The sequence below is a fragment of the Legionella dresdenensis genome, assembly GCF_042649825.1.
Classification (GTDB): Bacteria; Pseudomonadota; Gammaproteobacteria; order Legionellales; family Legionellaceae; genus Legionella_C; species Legionella_C dresdenensis.
The window spans coordinates 39,206-59,997 of the sequence record NZ_JBHSAB010000021.1; the positions used below are offsets into that span (position 1 = coordinate 39,206).

Here is a 20,792-nt window from a genome sequence, read left to right on the forward strand (position 1 = left end):
ATAAAGGAAATCGCCATGAAAACAATTGCGCCATGGTTTTGTCTGGTTGCAGCGGCTGGTAGTCAGGCATTTGCTGCTGAGGGTATCGATGCTTATCGACAAGGAAATTTTACTCTGGCTGCGCAAAGCCTGGCTTCGGAAAGTCAGGATCCGGTAGTCAATTACTATTTGGGGATGATGCGCCTTTACGGCTACGGCGAATTAAAAAACAACCAGTTGGCGCTCCGTTACTTTACCAAGTCAGCAGAGAAAGGGTTTTTGCCGGCGCAAAAGTTATTAGCCAGTTATTATCTGACTAAAGCCGTGAACCCTGAACAAGCGCTTTACTGGTACAAAAAAGCAGCCGCCAAAGATGATACTACAGCGCAAATGTACTGTGCTGCAGCCTATTTGTTTGGTTACGGTACCAGGGCAAATTCCGACGCGGCAAGAGCCTATTATATTGAAGCGGCAAAAAACGGTAACGCGATTGCCCAATATGCCCTTGCCCGTAATTTTCTGGATAGTCGAGACAACCGCAGCAAGAAACTTGGTGTTATCTGGCTGGGCAAATCTGCCGCACAGAGTAATCCAATGGCGCTAACCAAACTGGCTGAACTTTACACGACTGGAACACTGGTTGCCAAAGATCCAGCCAAAGCGCAAGAACTACTCCTTGCCGCTACTAATCAGGATTATGTACCAGCAATGATTGCGCTTGGTGATATCGCCCAGAAAGAGAATAACCTGCAACAGGCTAAAGATTGGTTTAGCAAGGCAGTTGAGAAAAAGAATCTTGATGCGCAAGTGGCTCTGGCAAATCTTTATGCCGATAAAAACAGTCCGTTTTATAATGCCAGGAACGGTTTTGACTTAATGCTTAAAGCGGCCGAACAGGGCTCAACAAAAGCCCAACTCGCGGTTTCAGCAATGTATAAAGATGGACTAGGTGTTACTGCCGATGAAAAACAGGCGGCCCATTGGCAATTAATGGCGCAGGCCAGACAAGCCAAGCCAACTGATGTCATCGCAAGCGTTAACGTGGCAAGGTGGTTGAGCAATGGCAAAGATGATAATTTTGAAGACGCTTATAAGCTTGGCGGAATTTATACTGCCTGGACTAATCCATCAGCTTTAAAAGAAAACAATTATAATCAACCGCCGCAAATGGATGTAATCACTCGCAAGGTTCTGTATAAGCCCCAGTTTGTGATGACTCAACCTGGCGATATTCCTGTTAATGAATATTTTGATATTCTTGCGCCTACCTTAAGCGGTGCAGAATCGAATGACTGGTCATTCCCCCGGTATTCATTAGATGACCAGATAATGACGCTGCTGAAAAACGATTCATTGGTATTAAGGCATGATACGAATACTTCCCTGCTTGATAAAGACAAAACGCAGCCACAGGAAAATACGGTAAAGCCATTTGATTATATCAAAGAAAAAACCGCAGGATGGAAGCAGTATTCAAATTATCAGACTGCATTAAGCAGGCTTTATGGCCAGGCGATCCTTGGCGATTCAGCAGCACAATTTGAGCTAGGTCAATTGTATCAATATGGTGTAATTGTGGCTAAAAATCCGCAACAGGCCATTGCCTATTATCAATTGGCCGCGCTGCAGCAAGACGTACGCGCTGAATACAATCTCGGGATTATTTACCTCGAAGGGCAGACAAATCCGGTTGATTATCAGCGTGGTATTGAATGGATGACTGATGCAGCTTTTAAAGGCAACCCTTACGCCCAATACGCATTGGCCAATATTTTTGAAAAAGGGCTTAAAGATCCGGCTGGCGCTGTCGTGGTTAATCCTGATCACCAGCAGGCAATGGCCATGTATTATCTCGCATCGTCTAACCATTTTGGGCCGGCAGAATACCGCTTGGCTGATTATCTGGTTAAAGAGAAATGGGCTGGCTTAAGCGTCGCTGCACGCCAAAACCGTAATAATCTTATTAAACGTCTGTATGAAGGGGCAAGTAAAGAAGGCATTGCCGAAGCGGTGCTGCCGCTGGCGTTTTATAATGCCATGGATACTAATCCGGCCAAACAGGCTCAGGCATTCGCTGTAGCCAAAAAACAGGCAGAACAGGGAAATCAGGAGGCTGCTTTATTGACTGGTATGATGTATGAGCGCGGTCTGGGTGTGGCCGCCAATAAAACCGAAGCGTTACGTTGGTATAAGCAATCAGGCAGTAACCCGGTAAGCAATTTTATTTTAGGTACTTATTACAGTGAAGGGATCAGCTTGCCTAAAGATGTAGCCAAAGGGAAACAGCTTTTACAGCAGGCAGCCAATGCCAATTTCTCCTATGCTAACCTCAATCTGGCGGTGCTGCAGCAGCAAACAGGGCAGGATTTCCTGGCTGAGCTTGATAAGGCAAGGCAACTGGGCAATAGCAAAGCCGGATTGTTGCTGGCGGACTACTATCTGCAACAGGCTAATAATCCGGACAAAATGAAACAGGCCAGAGATATCTATCAGTTCTTTGCTGACAAAGGCGACAAGGACGGACAACTTAAACTGGCGTTTCTGTATGATCGCGGCCTTGGCGGTGAAAGTAATGTCGCTCAGGCAGCTTACTGGTACAATTTATCGGCAGGTCAAGGACAACCGATTGCCCAATATTTGCTTGGCCAGATGTATCAAATGGGCAGAATAGATAAAGAGCCTGATTATGCTCAGGCTAAAAGATGGTATGCAGCTGCCCAGGCAAGCTATACACCCGCGTCTGTCGCACTGGGGTATATCTATGATACGGTAGATGCTGATTACGCCAATGCTGCCAAAAACTACATTCTGGCTGCCAATTCCGGTGATGCAATTGGCCAGTACGACCTGGGGCTGATTTATGAAAATGGTAAAGGACAATCGGTTGATCGTGAAAAAGCCAAACTTTACTACCAGAAAGCGGCAGAGCAGGGTTATGCCAAGGCGATGAGCCAATTGGCAAATCTATTGTTCTATGGTATCAACGGCAAGCGCGATCAGGAACTGGCTCTAGCCTGGTATAAGAAAGCGGCCAGCCTGAATGATAATGACGCCTTGTACCAGCTTGGCCTGTTGTCAGAAACCGGGGTTGCAACCCAGCTTGATTACCCTGGTGCAGTTAATTTCTATCAGCGTGCGTCAGAACAGGGTAATGAAAAAGCCAAAATGGCGCTGGCAAGGATGTATCAGTATGGTCTTGGCGTACCTCAGGATATGCAGCATGCCGCTGACATCTACAAGCAATTGGCAGAGAATCATAATGCCTACGCCCAATACCAACTGGCAATGATTTACCTTGATGGTTCGTTAGGTCAGCGACAACCAGAGCAAGGTAAGACATTATTACAACGTGCCAGTGTAAACGGTAGTCCCCAGGCCCAAAAACTGGTACAACGCCTGACTGCTCTACAAGAGCCGCGCGCAAGCTTTATCGAATCAGTGGTTGTCAATCAGGCGCCTGTGCTTGCCAATCAGCCAGCTGACTTGATATACATGGATGCGTTGAATGAATGGAACCGCGGTGATGAAACCATGTCAAGAATGATTCTCGACAAACTCAGAACCCAGTACCCGCAATTCGCTCCGGCAAAACGCGCTTATGAGCAGCTTAACCAGCATATGGGTAAAGATTTGCTGGGACAAAACGCTCAGGAAAAGCAGGATCAAAAAGCGTAGATTGGGCTGCACTTCGTTTAGCCCAACCTACGCTTAAGATATTATTCAAACCTAAAAAAAACGAACCGTATATAAAATACGGTTCGTTGATATTTATAACGGTTAGAGCGTTTGGAAAATGGTTATTTTAAGAAGCCATTGATTTAAGATTAGCAACTAACCGGCTTTTAATACGGGCAGCTTTATTCTTGTGGATCAGGCCTTTACCAGCCGCTTTATCGATAACTGGTTGCGCTTTGTTATAAGCTGCACGAGCTGCTTCCTGATCGCCTGCTTCAATTGCTTTAACAACATTTTTGATATAAGTACGATACATTGAACGCGCGCTGGCATTGTGCTTACGCAGTTTAACGTTTTGACGGGCGCGTTTGATCGCTGATTTAATATTTGCCACTTGGAATCTCCACTCTTTCAGTGAACTACAAAAGACTGCGATCATGCACAATGCATCGATTTTTGTCAATATCTATAGCGATTTAAAAAAAGATTTACGTGCATAATAGTTCTAAACCAAATATGATTAATGCTCCTTAATGTTATTTAATACACTTATGTCTGTAACAGAAGCCATGATACCCAAACGCCAAAGTCTGCTCCGATCCACTTCTTTAGTTTCGCTGATGACCTTTTTGTCGCGCCTGACCGGGTTTGCCCGCGACATGGTGGTTGCGCAGCTATTTGGAGCGGGGGCCGGTATGGATGCGTTTCTGGTTGCATTCAGAATACCAAATTTTATGCGCCGCTTGTTTGCCGAAGGCGCATTTTCCCAGGCGTTTGTTCCTGTATTGGCTGAATACCAGCAAACCAGAAGCGTGGAAGATGTGCGCACGTTTGTTGCCCGGGTGGCCGGGCGTTTGTCTGCGGTATTGTCTATGGTGACTGCTGTCGGCATGATCGCAACACCGCTTATTGTATTGCTTTTTGCTCCCGGCTTTGGCGAGGGAAGTACCCGTTCAGTCCTGGCTACTGAAATGCTGCGGATTACTTTTCCCTATTTGATGCTTATTTCTCTGACTGCAATGGCCGGAGCGGTACTGAATACTTATGGTTATTTTGGCGTGCCTGCTATTACGCCAGTGATGCTGAATCTGTGTATGATAGCGGCAGCGCTTTATTTAGGGCCTCTCAGTCAACCGCCAGTCAAGGCATTGGCCTGGGGAGTATTAATTGCCGGAATTGCGCAATTTCTGTTTCAACTGCCTTTTCTTTACCAACGCAATCTACTGGTTAAACCACAGTTTGCGCGTGGCGATGAAGGAGTAAAACGGGTGTTGAAATTAATGATCCCGGCCCTTTTCGGGGTTTCAATCGCCCAAATCAATTTAATGGTCGATTCTATTTTTGCGTCGTTTTTACAAGTTGGTAGTGTGACCTGGCTTTATTTCACCGATCGATTAACTGATTTTCCACTGGGAATTTTCGGAGTTGCCATTTCAACGGTGATTTTGCCCCATTTGTCCCGCCGTCATGCTGAGCAGAGCATGACAAAATATTCGCAGGCTCTGGATTGGGGGCTTAAGTCATTGCTGCTGATAGGTGTGCCATCGGCTGTTGGCCTGGCCTTTTTTTCCGCGCCGATTATCGCCTGTAGTTTTGCTTATGGTAAATTTACCTTAAGTGATTTGCTGCAGACTCAAAAAAGCTTGATTGCACTTGCTGCCGGAGTGCCTGCTTTTATGATGGTAAAAGTTCTGGCTTCAGGATTTTATGCCCGACAAAATATAAAAACACCCGTCAAGGTTGGTGCTGCGGCAATGGTGGTAAACAGTGTGCTGTGCGCTATATTTATTGGCTGGTTAGCGCATGCCGGTCTTACTCTGGCATCCTCGCTGGCCGGTTATCTCAATTGCGGTATCTTGTGGTTTTTGCTGAAAAGGCGGTCTATTTATCAACCGTCAAGCGGCTGGTGGGGATTTTTAATCAGGCTACTATTGGCCAATGCTGGAGTTGCTGTTTATTTGTATTTTATGGCAGGCAATGCCAGCGACTGGGTTGCATTGACGCCATTACCAAGGTTGCTGCAATTGGCTGGACATATTATCGTTGCGGTAATTATTTATTTTGCCGGTTTGTGGTTAGCAGGAATCCGGGTCAGTGATTTTCGCGGTTTAGTCAGGGAGTAAGCAATGCGGAGCAAATTATATTATCAATCAGCAGCCAGCCAGGATACGGTTGCCATTAATCTGATCAGCGCAAGCCACTGGGAGAAAACGTCGGCAGCGCTGAAAGATAATGAGCGCAATCAGCTTGCCAATCAACAATTTAAAGCAAAACCAGGCGACCTGGGTGTGATCGCCAATAGTCAAGGTATAATCAGTCAGGTTTATTTGGGTATTGGTAACGATAACTACGCCCTGGCGTTGGCCAATGCGGCCAATAAATTACCTCCCGGCAGCTATAGGCTTAAGCAGGCTGTACCAGAGTCTGCTCTGTTAAACTGGGCGCTTGCTCAATATCGTTACGATCACTATAAGAAAAATGACTCCCAACCGCGTGTTCTGGTACTTAAAGAGAAAGAGCAACAGCAGATTGAATCGCAGGTTGAAGCGGTTTTTCTGGTTCGCGATTTGATTAACGCCCCAACAAACGCCATGGGGCCGGAACAACTGGCAGCAGCTGCCAAAACGCTTGCTGGTCAATACGATGCCCAGTATGAACAGTGGGTAGGGGATGAATTATTAACCGCGAATTATCCCGCAATCCATGCTGTTGGCAGGGCTTCTGCCAGTGCGCCGCGTCTGATTAAAATGACTTGGGGCGAGAAAAAACACCCAATTGTTACTTTGGTTGGAAAGGGGGTGTGTTTTGACAGCGGCGGCCTGGATATTAAACCGTCCAGCGCTATGCGTTTAATGAAAAAAGACATGGGCGGGGCTGCGCATGCCCTTGGGCTGGCAAGCTGGATTATGGCGAATAAACTGCCAGTCCGCCTTGAAGTCCTGATTCCTGCGGTTGAAAATGCGGTGGGGCCTGATGCCTTTCGTCCAGGCGATATTTTGACCATGCGCAATGGGATGACCGTTGAAATCGACAACACTGACGCGGAGGGCCGGTTAGTGTTGGCGGATGCGATTACTAAAGCCGCTGAAAGCAAACCGGATTTAATCATTGATTTTGCTACCCTTACTGGCGCGGCTCGCATAGCTGTCGGTACTGAAATAGCGGCTCTGTTCACCAATGATGAAAAACTCGCGGAAAAACTGGCAAAATCAGCGCATGAGTGTGATGATCCAATCTGGCGCCTGCCCTTATTTGCCGGCTATGATTCCATGCTTGATTCACCAATCGCTGATATGGTTAACTCAAGCGCCTCATCCTATGCTGGCGCGATAACAGCAGCGTTGTTTTTAAAACGATTTGTTCCTGTAGATACTTCCTGGGCGCATTTTGATATCATGGCCTGGAATGTCAGCAGCAAACCGGGTAAACCGGAGGGCGGCGAAGCAATGGCTATCAGGGCAATAGCCCGTTATTTACAGAAAACCTACAGCATTTAAAGGGACAACATGGCTAATCAAACAGTATTTGTGAACCGTATTCTGAATATGAAAAAAATACAGTATATCGGCCTGGATATGGATCATACCCTTATTCGTTATCACACTAAAAATTTTGAAAGCCTGGTTTATCAGCTGGTTATAGACAGGCTGATTACAACAAAAAATTATCCAGCTGAACTGAAAGCGTTGCATTTTAATTTTAATGATGCAATCCGCGGATTAATTATTGACAGCAAGAATGGCAATATCCTGAAATTAAGCCGGTATGGCGCTATCCGAATTAGCTATCACGGTACCCGATTGATTAGTTATGCCGAACAGAAAAAGTTTTACCGCAGTATTTATGTTGATTTAAAAGACCCGAATTACATGGTGATTGATACCTCGTTCTCAATTGCTTTTTGCGTTTTATACAGCCAATTGGTTGATTTAAAAGATTCAAATCCTAATGATTTGCCTTCTTACTCGGAAATTGCGGTTGATGTATTAAATTGCGTGGACACAGTGCATTCTGATGGTAGTTTAAAGAGCCATATCGCCGAGAATCTGGATCACTTTGTCATCAAAGATAAAGCAGTTGTTGAGGGATTGAAGCGTTATATCCGTCATGGCAAAAAAATATTTGTTCTGACAAACTCGGAGTTTTACTACACCCGACTGCTATTGGATTATGCAATTAACCCGTTTCTCAAAGAGGGAGAAAGCTGGCTTGATCTGTTTGAATATGTCATCACTCTGGCAAGTAAACCGCGCTTTTTCTATGATACACCGCGTTTTCTGTCAATTGATCCTGAAACCGGCACCATGACAAATACGACAGGTGCGATTACGCCTGGTGTTTATCAGGGCGGCTGCGCGCGGAAATTTACTGAAGACTTGCTGATTAGCGGTGACCAGATCCTTTATATTGGCGACCATATCTATGGCGATATCCTGCGTTTGAAAAAAGATTGTAACTGGCGTACTGCGCTGGTTGTGGAAGAGCTGGGAGAAGAGGTTGCATCGCAGAAAAAGGCGCTGCCTGCTGAAAAGAAAATTATCGCGGCAATGGATATCAAAAAAGTACTGGAACAGCAGTATATTGATTTATGCACCAAATCGCTTGATGAACAGAGCGATGAGTACTCTGATGAAATCAGTAATTACCAGCAGCAAATCAAGATGATTGATGCCCAGATTGCTGGTTTGCTGCAGGAAGAAAGAGATTATTATAATCATCGTTGGGGAAGGGTTTTCCGCGCTGGGGCGGAAGAGAGCTATTTTGCTTATCAGGTTGATCGCTTTGCCTGTATTTACATGGAAAAGCTGTCCGATTTGCTCGAGCAGTCGCCGATTTCTTATTTCCGTGCTCACAGGCGTCTTCTGGCGCATGATTTTGATATGGAATGAGTTTCTGAAAGGGGAGTGCCAGATGTCTATGTTTGAAAAATTTAAAAAATTTTATCGTTCCTCTGCAGAAAACAGAATCCAGACTCATGTATTTCTGGCTTTTCTGGTTATTCCGGTCGTTGGCATGCTTCTTCTTTATCTATTTGTACTCTATTTTTGGTTATAGAATTTAAAGTAGTCTTGATGCAGCGAATTGTAATCAAAGTATCTATTGCGCTTTTAGGCACTGATGCCTTGCAAGTTCAGAGCGGGTAAACCCTTTCCTTTAAAGTCTTTTTGCAAACACGCATGAAGTCATCCTGACGCTCCCAGATGCCATCCCTTGGCATCTGAGGGTTTGCAAAAGTCTTTAAAGGAAAGAGTTTACTGAGAGACTGGTAATGTGCTTGCTCTGATTTTAACGCATGGATAAAATTAAATAATACTCTTTTTTGTTCTTTTATGATACAATATGCCGTAAAGATTTCATAATCAGAGGTGGTATATGTCCCAGGTTAAAGCAGATATTCAGCAATTGTTAACGCTTTTAAAAGCGGCGAAGGCACCATGTAAATATCAGGATCAGGCTGAGGAGCTATTAAAAAGTAAGCCAGAAGCAACTCATGCTGATGATAGGGTATTAAAAAGTTTGTTACAAAATGAACTGGCCGAGAATGCTACTCATATATTTGCTGAGCAACTGGTAACCATATTATCCTCTTCTACGTGCGCCGAAGAGTTTCTTCCTTTTTTTAAGCTTTATCCGGCAGACAAATTAAATAAGCTCTTTGAACATAATCTTTTTAAACAGGGTTTGAAAGGTTCTGGTCTGTTTAATCAATTCTTTGATTATATTTATAAAATTATTAACATCACGCAATTTACTCAGCTTATTGCTCAAACACACGGCTTCATTCATAACAGTGTGAAGGATTATCTTCAGAGCAAGAAAAACGTTCTTGTGAAGTCGGAAGACTTTATAGCGTTCTTACAAGCTCTTGAGCAAAAAAATAAACTCTATATTATCCATTTATTAATAGACGGTAACAATGCAGCCCAATTGCTTTCATTACTTAATGAGGACGAGAAAAAAGTTTTTGATTATAAAACATTAATTTCTATTATGATAATAAATGACCGCAATAGGAATATTATTGTTGAGCTGGAGAAGGTAGTTGGGTTAATGCCGCCAGATAATCGTGAACATGTTAAACAACAAATTTTCACACATCTTAAGAATAACTATGGTCATTATTCTAAAAATTATAGTGATGCTCTTATTGCCCTTTTAAAGCACTTCCCAACAAATGATATTTTTTTATTCACTTTGGAAGCTACAAACCGATTAGATAGCCATACACGCCGCATCTTTGAAAGCCTGCCATTTGCCGACTTGTTCTTGCCGGCAAACCTGGAACTGCCTCAGTATCGACAACTTCCTGCGGCAGCGCTAGCTTTTTATCTGGAACAAATTACGGAGCCAGAAGTGTTAAAATGGATTGTGTTCTTTAAAGATAGGAATAGTGAGTGCTTATTGGATATTTTAGCAAAACGACCGCGTTCTCTGCGTTATCTGCCTCTGTTCACTAAACGCTTGCCCGAATTGGAGCAAGAGCAGCAATGGGATGTTAATTCCAAGGTCAAAGCTGGCCTTGACTCAATATTATCACAGAACAATCTTATGGACACTGATCCTCAATGTGTGGTTGAATTGTTCAAGTTACTGCCTGTTGATGAGCGTTATCCTGTTTTTGCTGAAAATCCCCAGCTTCTTCAGACAGTAGGTAGCAGCGGTGAGGCTTTTTTTAAGCAAATTGCCGAACTGTTACCCCGGAAATCAATAGTAAATTTTGTAAATCAACCCTATAGAGCATACGACTGCACCTATGAGACAACCTTATCTGCTCGTCTTCCACAACATGCCATTGCCTATTTGCCGCCTGTTTTAACGCCAGACACGATATTAATCATGCGAAAAGGTATGTGTAAGGATTTTGATACGGCAAAAATGAACTTAGGGGTTCTGGCTGCCAAGGCGCCTTATCAGCGTTCAATACAAATGCTAAAAAATGTGTCACAAAGGGCAGACAAGAATCAATTTCATGAAATAATGAAAAAATTGGCTGGTATAAACACTCTCATTAATGCCGATCATGTGCGGAAGGTTATTGAAGCCGTTGATCCAGAATTACTGCCCAAAGCAGTTGCGGGTTTGAGTAATTCTAAAGAGCAGCTCATGGCTGATTTAGAAGCTTATAAGGTAAATAGAGAACAGCGTACATCGAAAGAATATTACTGTGCGCCATTCAGCCGATTTTTTGGCGGTTATAGTAAAACAGAAAAATTTGCTGTGGTAGATAAAATTATCAAACGCTGTAACGGTGAAGCGGTTGGGTTTACATATTTAGACAAGGCTATCGCGTTAGAGGGTGATTTAGGGATTACTATCAAACCCTATTTAGGTAATAAATCGCTTATTGAATTCTTAAACGAATTACCAATTCAACAAAACCTGGTAGCGCCTCAATAAACATATGTTGGGCTATAAAAAGCCCATAACCATCAAGCTAAGCCCCGATTCCTACGTGCCGCGGCTTGTCCGCGGCATCCATTGGATACTAAATCGCGCACTCTGTATCATGGATACCGCGGACAAGCCGCGGTACGTAGTGAATTGGTTTAGTATAAAAATACACAAAACTCCTTAGCTTGACGGCCATGGGCTATAAAAAGCCCAACCTACATCAAAAATCGGATTTTTATGCTATATTTCTGATTATACAACAAAAAGGGAATTTATATGCGTATAGATCGGATCCTTCCATTTTCAATTCTTGTTTGTACCGGAATAAACGCCAGTAGTGTTTGGGCTGCTAGTAATACGCCTGAATCCTTTATTGCTCCGGCTACTTTAATTACTTCCGGCTATTTTGTTAATACCATGTTCAGCCTGGTTCCGTTGATCGTCGTAAGCTCTGATGATGGTACTACCTGGAGTTATCCCTCGGATGTTTACAGTTCGGCGTTACCCGTTAATTTTAGTTATGGTTATCTCAATAATGGCACTGCCAGTACAGGTAATACCTTTGTAGCGACTGGCTATTATAGCGATGGAACTGTAGAGCGGCCTTTAATGGCGCTTAGCCTGGATAAAGGAATTACCTGGAGTTACCCAGGCGATATTACAAGCTCGGCATTACCGGCTGATTTTGATTCCGGGTATTTCAGTGGTCCGTCTGCTTGTAGCGGCAGTGCTTGTATTGCGACAGGTTACTATATTTCAAATACTACGATGTCTTCTTATCCATTATTGGCTTTAACACAGGATAGCGGAGCGACCTGGAGTTATCCGGCAGCTATCTATACACCAGCCAATTTACCGCCTGCAATGACAGCGGGTAACTTAAGCGGTGGAGCAGGTTGCAGCGGTAATACCTGCATTGCAGCAGGTTATTTTGATAATGGTTTAACTTCGTATCCGTTATTAGCAGTTAGCCTTGATAGCGGCAGCAACTGGAGCTATCCAGCTTCGATCACGTCCAGCGGCTTGCCTGCCCCATTCTCTTACGGCTATTTTTCCGGTGGGGCAGATTGTTCTGGCAGTAATTGTATTGCTGCAGGAATGTACAGCGATGGCATATCAACTTATCCATTATTGGCAGCAAGCCAGGATAGTGGAAATACCTGGAGTTATGCGGCTGATGTTTCTTCAACGTCATTGCCTGTACCTTTCGTTTATGGCGGTTTTAACGGCGGAGCCAGTTGCAGTGGAAATACCTGTATCGCCACAGGCTATTATGATGATGGTACAGTGATCTTGCCATTACTGGCATTAAGCCAGGATGGGGGTGTTACCTGGACTTACCCAACGGATATTCGTACTGCATTGCCGTCACCGTTTAATTATGGCTTTTTTGGTAAGGGAGCAAGTTGCAGTGGGAGTGTCTGCATTGCAGGCGGCACATACAATGACGGCATTCAGAACAGGCCGTTGCTGGCGCTCAGTCAGGATGGCGGCGTGAGCTGGAGTTATCCAGCGGCTATTAGCTCAGGTGCGTTACCATCGCCTTTTAATTACGGTTATCTGATAGGCGGCGCACAATGCCAAGGATTGATTTGTACCGCAAGTGGCTATTATAGTAATGGCTTGACCGAATTACCGTTGCTAGCGTTAAGTCAGGATGGTGGAACAACCTGGTCTTATCCTGCGGCCATAACTTCATCGTTACCAGTCTCTTATCTCTCAGCTTATTTTCTTGGCGGTAGCAGCGTCAGCAGTATTCTGTCAGATGGAATACGGGCCCTCACTCGGTTATCGACAATCCCATCAATAAATTAAACACAAAGTAGCCTTGATGCAGCGCAGCGTAATCAAGGTTATTCCTGTGTAGAAATAGAGTGTTGGGCTTTACAGCCCAACCTACGCTGGTTATTAAAATTTTTGGTGAAAAAACCTTGATTACGCTGCGCTGCATCAAGGCTACTTTATTCTAAAAAATAATTTAAAAATCTATTGATAAAACTTACAAATTGTTATATTTCTTGACTATGAGTAAGGAGTATATTTATGTGTAAGTTGTATTTTTGGTTTGCTCCAACATCGTTATCTTCGCTGCCACTGTTAATCTTGGATGACCACTTCAAACCTGTGCAAAATTTTTCTGGAATTTATGCTTTTATTTTGTATCAAAATTCTTTTCAAAAGGAAACAAAATTAGCACTGCAACCGTTTGTTGATTATTATAGTAATCACTCTGGTTTAAGTCAGTTATTTTTAACGTTTAAAAAGAATTATCTGAAAAAATATACAGAAGGTGAGGGATCCGCTTTTTTTGAGGAAAATAATATCAGAAAAAAAATTGCTGATATGGAAAAACCGGTAGGAGGCGGACAAATTATTTTCTGTAACAATCAGGTGGTATGCTGGGATCTTAAGAGCAGGGCTTATTCATGTTGTGAGTCATCGCCTTGCAACGCACATAATCCCGAAACGCTGAAAGCTTTCGTGTCTTCAATAGGCTTGCCAGTAAACCGTTATATTAATTTAGAAGCTGCTGAACTTTTTGATCAACGATTAAATGAGTATTTTGATAAGCAAGGCAAGTTTGTCATTCGTTCCGAAATTCAGTCAGAAGATTTGCAACAGTCAACAGTTACAATTGAAGCACTGGCAAATAAAATTTCCAGTTCATTTGGATTGTCCTTGCTTTTTGAACTGGAAAAAAAGGAAATAAAACCTTCGATCTCAATTGATTGCTATTAATAATTTGCTGGTGGATCGCTTGCAGGGAAGCTATCTTTTAATGTGTCATCAATTTTCTTTTCCTTGCTGGAAACGCTTTCATTTTCCTTTTTATTTTTCATTGATTTATTTCTTAATTTTTTATCTCTGTTTTTCATGATAATTCTCCTTTAAATTTACCAAATATTTTTCTCTTTTTTTAAGTATAACAAAAGTATTTTATTGCGTGTTATAAAAACATGATGTATTCTAAAATTTCACAAACCTCCAGGAGGAATAAAATGACTACATTTGTTGGAAATCAAGAACAATTTCATGATGCACTTTATGAGCTTTGTGAGTTAGATTACGATGCGGCTGAGGCGTATGAAGCAGCGATAAATCGCATTAATAATGAATATTATAAAACCCGTTTGGCTGCCTTTAAGCAAGATCATTTACGTCATATCGAAGAGATTACCAATTTACTGGAAAGGCACAATCTAAAAGCTCCGGCAGGACCAGGTCCCAAGCAAATTCTGACTGAAGGAAAAGTTGTTTTTGCCAATATTTTTGGCGACAGCGCAATCCTGAAAGCCATGCTTTCTAACGAAATTGATACCAATATCGCCTATGAGCGCCTTAATAACCGCCAGGATAAATGGATAGACGCTGAGGATATCCTGTTACGCGGCCTGCATGATGAGAAACGCCATAAAGCCTGGATTGAAGAAGCGTTAAGACAAGAAGAAATTGTTGATTAAAAAGTGTAGATTGGACTTTACAGTCCATAACCGTTCGGCCCTGAGGAAATGCAAAGCATTTGTTTCGAAGGCTTGGCACTGTACCAAGGCTTCGAGACAGCGCTAGAGCGCTTCCTCAGCCCGAACGATGTAGTGAATGCGGGAATTTAATTTCTTTAAACCTGTCGGCTACGGGCTGTAAAAAAACCTTGATTACACTACGTTGCATCAAGGCTACTTACAAAATATTTACCAAAAATAACAAAAATAAATTGACTGAATTATGAATGGCTTATTGGTATACGATCCAGTATAGGCAAGGCTTGGCGGGTATTTTAATTTGCAATTGATTAATAATTGTACTATCGTTTTATCAATGATGGTATTTTTACTCGGCTAACACTACTTGCTTAGGAAGCTGGGATTGTAGATGTGGTGTGCAAGCTTATTGATGATTAAGAAGCCTGAAGCATCTCACGAGGCATCCACCGTTAAGATCAGAACTGCAGTAGGAGTACCATCGATCTTTTTCATACTCCCCCGGATTTTTTTCTTTATTCAGTATCCAATGGATGCCGCGGACAAGCCGCGGCGCGTAGGAATCGGGAGCTTGATAGAGTATCAACCTACAGTTTTTGCTCTACCAATTGGTTTTTAAGCCTTACATAGTCAGGTAAGCCATTACGGTAAGGAGGATATGCTTCACCCTGAATCAGGGGCGAAAGATACCTGCGGCATGCCTCTGTAATTCCCATGCCATCTTCACTGATATATTCAGCTGGCATGGCTTTCTCCTGATTGGCAACGTCCTTTAAAGGCACATGGCCGATAGACCAGCGGTATGGGCTATCTTGCTCACGTTTAACAATCGGCATTATTGCATTATGTCCAGTGATTGCCAGCTCAACGGCCGCTTTGCCCAGTGCATACGCTTGGTCCAGATCGACCTGAGAGGCGATATGACGCGCTGCGCGTTGCAGGTAGTCTGCTACTGCCCAATGATATTTATAACCCAGTTCAGTTTTAACCAGTTGAGCGAGAACAGGGGCTACACCGCCTAGCTGAGCATGGCCAAACGCATCACGTAAGCCGGCATCACTTAAAAACTTGCCGTCGCTGTTACGTATTCCCTCGGATACTACCACAACACAATAACCGTATTGTTCAACGCAGTGTTTCACTTTAGTCAGAAAACGGCTTGGTTCAAAAGTCACTTCCGGCAACAAAATGACATGCGGCGGCTGATCCGCTTGCTCACTGGCCAAACCACTGGCAGCGGCAATCCAGCCGGCATGACGGCCCATTACTTCCAGAATAAAAACTTTGGTAGAAGACGCAGCCATAGACGCAACATCAAAGCCCGCTTCACGGGTAGAAACAGCAACGTATTTGGCAACAGAGCCAAAACCCGGGCAATTATCAGTGAAAGGCAGGTCGTTATCTACAGTTTTTGGAATACCAATACAAGTAATAGGATAACCCATTTCACTGCCGATTTTCGAAACTTTATGGGCTGTATCCTGTGAATCTCCACCGCCATTATAAAAGAAATAGCCGATATTATGCGCTTTGAAAACTTCAATCAGACGCTGGTATTCAGTGCCGCTGTCTTTCAGTTTATATCGGCAAGAGCCAAACGCGCCAGAAGGCGTGTGCATCAATGCAGCAATCGCTTCATCGCTTTCCAGTGAAGTATCAATCAAACGCTCTTCGAGAGCTCCGATAATACCATTTTCGGCCGCATACACTTTCCCGATTTGCTCAGGATACTGACGCGCTGTCTGGATAACGCCGCATGCCGACGCATTAATAACAGCGGTTACGCCGCCTGATTGTGCATAAATTGCATTTTTTACCGACATAATTTCTCCAAAAAAACAAAAATCTTATCAAACCGGCGTTTTTTTCCGGTATACATTATCAAATTCATCAATGACTTCATCAATACTTTGAATCAGTTCAGCAAAACTGGTTTTCAACTCATCAACGGATGACGCTTCCCGTGCCAGTTTTTCAAGGCGTGTTACCTGAACCTGTAAGCGCGGTACGCCGCAAAAGCAGCACGCGCCATGAAGTTTGTGAGCAGCGCTTTCCAGGCCGCTCAGCGCGCCATCCTGAAATAATTGTGCCAAATCTTTACGGCTGATATGAAGCTCCTCGACAAATTTACTCAGAAACTCTTCGGCCAAAGCCTGATTGCCAGAGACTTTCTGTACGCATAACGGCCAGTCAATAGCGCCAGTTTTGGCCTTGTTCAAAATCCTTAATAGATGTGTTAACAGCTGCTTTTCATCGATTGGTTTTTGCAGGCTTAAATCAATACCTGATTTCTGCATCCGCTCCTGGCTTAAATCACTGGTATTTGCGCTAATTACTATAATCGGCGTCCGTTTGTTCAACATTGACTCCTGGCGAATCTGGCGTGCAGCCTCCAGACCGTTTAAGCGCGGCATCTGTAAATCAAGCAGCAGGGCATGATATCGCTTGTCATGGCAGGCTGTCACGGCTTCATCGCCGTCATTGACCGCTTCGATATTAGCATGATCTCTCAGCAGAGAATTTAACAGCATCCGATTAACCGGGTTGTCTTCAGCAATCAGAATATCGGGATAAATCAGGCGAAGCTGCTTTCGGAGCATATCGATTTCTGGATTTACAGTAACAGTCTGAGCGGCTTTATTGACCTGTGTTTCTATGGTGTCATGCAGCTTCTGAATACCAATAGGCTTGTATAGAAACGCTTTGGCGCCAAGGGCTTCCGGATCGTTTATGAGCCATTTGGAAACCAATACACAAGGTATGGTTTGCTTGCTGATAACTTGAGCTACCTGTTTTTCACAGCCCTCATTGACGTTAATAAAAGCAATAGAACACTCCGGATGCTGGTCAAAGGCCTCTTCCAGCTGATTAAAGGCACTGATTCGCACACACTCAATACCGAGGCAGCCAATGCCATTGCACATTGCTTCCATCTGTAACGGATTGTCATCAAAACACAACGCTTTCAGCCCTTCAAAACGATGAGTCTGATTTTTTTCCACCTCATAAGCGGCAAGTTTTTCAAGCCGGACGCGGACAGTAAAGGTAGAGCCTTTATGCAGTTCGCTGGTCAGATTAATTCGCCCGTCCATTGCTTCAGCAAGCTTTTTACAAATCACAAGCCCCAGCCCTGTTCCGCCGAAACGACGGGTAATGGAGGTATCAGCCTGGTTAAAAGCATTAAATAATTTGGTCTGATCGTCGCTTGAAATACCAATTCCGGTATCTGTGACTGAAATACAAAGCAGATAATCTTTATCAGTTTCCTGTTCAACTTCAGTACGGACAGACACATAACCATGATCAGTAAATTTAATCGCGTTACTGACCAGATTAGTCAGGACCTGTTTAATCCGCAGCGGGTCGCCAAGTACGGTTTTGGGAACTTTGATATTGGTTGAAGGGATCAAATCCACACCTTTCTTATGCGCGTTTGGAGCCGCCAGCGCCAGTACCTCGTCAATACAGGCACGTAAATCAAGCGGTATGCAGTCAAGATGCAATTTGCCGGCGTCCATTTTGGAATAATCCAGAATATCGCTGATTATTGTCAATAAATCCTGAGCCGATGATTTAATGGTTTTAACATAATCAAGCTGCAGCGGATCAAGTTTACTTTCCAGCAACACGTTGGTAAAACCAATAACGCCATTCATCGGAGTGCGGATTTCATGGCTCATGTTGGCAATAAACTCGGATTTCTGACGGCTTTTTTCTTCGGCTTTCTTTTTCTCAAGCGATAACTGGATATTTTTTTCTTCCAGCAGTTCAAGGCTTTGTTGCAGATCCGCGGTAGCAACTTCAATATGCTGGTTAAGATCATGAACCGTATTCAGATATTGCTTTTGCAAGTGAGCGCATCCGCGCTCAATAACGCCTAATTCTCCCGGGCTGGTTGTCGAAATATGCGTTTCAAATTCATTACTTAAAATCTGCTTCATACTCCGACGCAGCCGGGAAATCGGCAGATAGATTCGCTTGGAAAGAAAATAATGGATAGTCAGGCTGATTAACAAACCAAGCAGGGTAATGAAAATTGTAATGATATACATTTGGTAACGTTTGATCTGCATGGATTGGGTATCAATATCAATCGATAACCAGCCTAATATGTCGTCCGCTTGCAATGGAATGTAATCACTGGAGGGCTTAAATGGAACATTGGAATAAAGGTTAAATTTGGGAATGGTTATCGGGGCGACAAAATTGATGGTGTATGTTTTTATCTGTTTGCTTTCAATGTAATCGCCAGTAAACTCAGGCGGCTTGAATGGCATGGTAATCGAGTGTTTGCCGCCGCGATAAGCCATAAGCTGACCTTCGGCATTATAAAACGCCAGTGCCATGACCTCAGGATTAACGGTTGAGGCATTAATCAACCCCTGCAGAGTGCGCCGGTCGTTGCGCATCATGGCTAGCTGGGCTGCCGGCAGCAGTTGTCTGATATAGGCTTCGCCCATGCGCGATATATGCTGCTTCAAATCTTTATTAAACTGGCCGTTATAAAAAACGGCAAATAACAGGGCAACCAGAAACACCGGTATTATGGTTGTTAATCTGAGCTGGTATTTAATACCAAAACTTTTCATAGATAAGTCTCTTGTCTATCCCTAAGTGCTGCTTGATAGTCCCTGTTTCAGGCTATCAACCTGCTTTGAGTTGCCGATAAAGTGAGCTATTATAGCGCGATTAATTTATCGCTTACAACGGAGCGTCTGAATGTCGGTTAGAACTCGTTTTGCCCCAAGCCCTACTGGCTTTTTACATGTTGGCGGTGTGCGCACTGCCTTATTTTCCTGGTTATATGCCAAACGCCATGGCGGCGAATTTGTATTACGGATTGAAGACACCGATCAGGAGCGTTCAACTCAGGAGTCGGTGCAGGCAATTCTCGATGGCATGACCTGGTTAGGGCTTGACCATAATGAAGGCCCTTTTTACCAGACCCAGCGTTATGAGCGTTATCAGGCTATTGCCAATCAATTGCTGGAGGAGGGCAAAGCATATCGCTGCACTTGTTCGAAAGAACGATTGGAAGCCTTGCGTGAGGCGCAAATGGCTGCAAAAGAGAAACCGCGTTATGACGGCCATTGCCGTGATTTAAATATACAGAATACGACTGAGCCGTATGTAATCCGGTTTAAAAACCCGCAGCTTGGCACCGTCTCATTTCAGGATCAGGTTTATGGCGATATCCATGTTGAAAACAGCGAGCTGGATGACTTGATTCTGGTACGTTCGGACGGCAATCCCACTTACAATTTCGCCGTAGTCATAGATGACTGGGATATGAATATTACCCATGTTATCCGGGGCGATGATCATATCAACAATACACCGCGCCAGATCAATCTATTTAACGCGTTAAATGCGCCTGTTCCGGTATTTGCCCATTTACCGATGATTTTGGGCGATGACGGCAAGCGTTTGTCTAAACGCCATGGCGCAGTGAGTGTTTTACAATTCAAAGAGCAGGGAATTCTGCCGCATGCCTTGTTAAATTATCTGGTACGCCTGGGCTGGTCTCACGGCGATCAGGAAATTTTCAGTGTGGACGAGATGATTAACAGTTTCGATTTGAAGAATGTCAGCCGCGGTGTTTCCAGTTTTAATTATGAAAAATTGTATTGGTTAAACCAGCATTATTTAAAATCAGACTCCGCAGCAGAAACAGCACCGGCATTAACCTGGCACTTCCAGCAATTGGGCATTGATGTCAGCGCTGGCCCTGCTCCGGAAGCAGTAATTGCAATTCAGGCTGAACGGTGTAAAACCTTGGTGGAAGTTGCAGAGAAAAGCCGTTATTTTTATGAAGACAACATCGATTATGATGAAGATGCAATTAAAAAGCACCTGCGGCCGGTTATACAGGAACCTTTAGAGGCCTTGTATCAGCGACTGGAACAGGAAGATAACTGGAGTCCGGATAATCTGCAGACGATTATTAATGATATCAGTGCAAAATATGATATTAACATGAGCAAAATCGGCCAGCCATTACGGGTTGCGGTGACGGGCAGCGGCATGTCGCCGGCAATTGATATTACCTTGTCGCTTATTGGCAAAAAAAGGGCGTTACCTCGTTTGAAATATGCCATAGAGCGTGTAAGAGATCGCGCCGCCAGTCAAGCTTAAGCAGTGTTGGGCTGTAAAGCCCATGGCCGTCAAGCTAAGGAATTAAATTTCTATATTTCACAATATCGTTCGGGCTGAGGAAGCGCGTTAGCGCTGTCTCGAAGCCTGTGGTACAGTGCCACGCCTTCGAGA

14 protein-coding genes are annotated in these 20,792 nt (G+C 43.8%); 10 read left to right on the forward strand and 4 right to left on the reverse strand.

Features of this window, described 5'->3' with window-relative positions:
- Positions 1-15: 15 nt before the first annotated feature.
- Positions 16-3,654, forward strand: coding sequence for a tetratricopeptide repeat protein (locus ACFORL_RS08865; RefSeq protein ID WP_382343154.1), 3,639 nt, complete (start codon positions 16-18; stop codon positions 3,652-3,654).
- A 127-nt stretch (positions 3,655-3,781) separates the two neighbouring features.
- On the opposite strand, the gene rpsT is transcribed toward ACFORL_RS08865, so the two are convergent.
- Positions 3,782-4,048, reverse strand: coding sequence for a 30S ribosomal protein S20 (gene rpsT / locus ACFORL_RS08870; RefSeq protein WP_382343156.1), 267 nt, complete (start codon positions 4,046-4,048; stop codon positions 3,782-3,784).
- A 157-nt stretch (positions 4,049-4,205) separates the two neighbouring features.
- Between rpsT and murJ the strand changes: the two genes are divergently transcribed.
- From murJ to ACFORL_RS08905, 7 genes are all read left to right on the forward strand, one after another.
- Positions 4,206-5,777: a murein biosynthesis integral membrane protein MurJ gene (gene murJ, locus ACFORL_RS08875; protein WP_382343208.1), complete on the forward strand. Its 1,572-nt coding sequence runs from the start codon at positions 4,206-4,208 to the stop codon at positions 5,775-5,777.
- 3 nt (positions 5,778-5,780) lie between these two features.
- Entirely contained in the window at positions 5,781-7,151 is a 1,371-nt protein-coding gene (locus ACFORL_RS08880; RefSeq protein WP_382343158.1) for a leucyl aminopeptidase family protein, read from the forward strand.
- 9 nt (positions 7,152-7,160) lie between these two features.
- Complete coding sequence (locus tag ACFORL_RS08885; protein WP_382343160.1) at positions 7,161-8,543, forward strand: HAD-IG family 5'-nucleotidase; 1,383 nt, start codon at positions 7,161-7,163, stop codon at positions 8,541-8,543.
- A gap of 22 nt (positions 8,544-8,565) precedes the next feature.
- Positions 8,566-8,709 (forward strand): hypothetical protein, encoded by a 144-nt coding sequence (locus ACFORL_RS08890; protein ID WP_382343162.1) that lies wholly within the window; start codon positions 8,566-8,568, stop codon positions 8,707-8,709.
- A gap of 627 nt (positions 8,710-9,336) precedes the next feature.
- A complete protein-coding gene (locus ACFORL_RS08895) occupies positions 9,337-11,052 on the forward strand; it encodes a hypothetical protein (protein ID WP_382343164.1) in 1,716 nt (571 codons plus the stop codon).
- A gap of 270 nt (positions 11,053-11,322) precedes the next feature.
- On the forward strand, positions 11,323-12,861 hold the full coding sequence (locus ACFORL_RS08900; RefSeq protein WP_382343166.1) for a hypothetical protein: 1,539 nt from the start codon (positions 11,323-11,325) through the stop codon (positions 12,859-12,861).
- A gap of 228 nt (positions 12,862-13,089) precedes the next feature.
- Positions 13,090-13,785: a hypothetical protein gene (locus ACFORL_RS08905; protein WP_382343168.1), complete on the forward strand. Its 696-nt coding sequence runs from the start codon at positions 13,090-13,092 to the stop codon at positions 13,783-13,785.
- Here ACFORL_RS08905 and ACFORL_RS08910 read toward each other — a convergent pair.
- Complete coding sequence (locus ACFORL_RS08910; protein WP_382343170.1) at positions 13,782-13,922, reverse strand: hypothetical protein; 141 nt, start codon at positions 13,920-13,922, stop codon at positions 13,782-13,784. The two genes, ACFORL_RS08905 and ACFORL_RS08910, sit on opposite strands and share 4 nt — an antisense overlap.
- Positions 13,923-14,045: 123 nt before the next feature.
- Here ACFORL_RS08910 and ACFORL_RS08915 point away from each other — a divergent pair, with 123 nt between their 5' ends.
- Complete coding sequence (locus ACFORL_RS08915; RefSeq protein WP_382343172.1) at positions 14,046-14,507, forward strand: DUF2383 domain-containing protein; 462 nt, start codon at positions 14,046-14,048, stop codon at positions 14,505-14,507.
- 605 nt (positions 14,508-15,112) lie between these two features.
- Here the strand turns inward: ACFORL_RS08915 and ACFORL_RS08920 are convergent.
- Positions 15,113-16,348, reverse strand: coding sequence for a 6-phosphofructokinase (locus ACFORL_RS08920; protein ID WP_382343174.1), 1,236 nt, complete (start codon positions 16,346-16,348; stop codon positions 15,113-15,115).
- Positions 16,349-16,375: 27 nt separating this feature from the next.
- Positions 16,376-19,114 carry a two-component system sensor histidine kinase LetS gene (gene letS, locus ACFORL_RS08925; protein ID WP_382343176.1) on the reverse strand — a complete coding sequence of 913 codons (2,739 nt, stop codon included), beginning with the start codon at positions 19,112-19,114 and terminating at the stop codon, positions 16,376-16,378.
- A 130-nt stretch (positions 19,115-19,244) separates the two neighbouring features.
- On the opposite strand from letS, the gene gltX reads away from it, so the two are divergent.
- The gene (gene gltX, locus ACFORL_RS08930) at positions 19,245-20,660 is read left to right on the forward strand and encodes a glutamate--tRNA ligase (protein ID WP_382343178.1); all 1,416 of its coding nucleotides are present in this window, start codon (positions 19,245-19,247) and stop codon (positions 20,658-20,660) included.
- The last annotated feature ends 132 nt before the right edge of the window (positions 20,661-20,792 follow it).